The 309-nt window shown below is 62.1% G+C and carries 1 protein-coding gene; it reads left to right on the top strand.

The annotated features are described in order from the left end of the window. Positions 1–309 (top strand): hypothetical protein (locus PZA18_RS24505; RefSeq protein ID WP_284103496.1); only part of this gene is annotated, 309 nt, incomplete at both ends.

Below are 309 nucleotides of genomic sequence, written 5' to 3'. Positions count from 1 at the left end.
GGCCGACCCGATTTGCCTTGGTATCGGCTGCTGGTATTTCTGTCGAAAAACCCCAGCTGCCCGCGTTCGGCCAGGACCCGCAGCTACCGGAAGAAACCCTGCAGCCGGCCGGAGGCGTCAACCTGCCCGGCTTCCTGCATGTGGGCACGCTGCCCAAGCAGACGGGCAACTATATCTACCGTCTGAGCACCGGCGGCCAGACCTGGTATGACCGCCTCTCGGTCAACCTGGAAGGTGGCCATCGCACCCTTACCCTCAGCAATACCAACCAACGCCACGCCATTGTGGAGGTGAACTACACCATACCGG

This window comes from Parachitinimonas caeni (genome assembly GCF_030129945.1).
GTDB classification, from domain to species: Bacteria; Pseudomonadota; Gammaproteobacteria; order Burkholderiales; family Chitinimonadaceae; genus Parachitinimonas; species Parachitinimonas caeni.
This window is presented reverse-complemented; position numbering and strand designations above follow the sequence as displayed.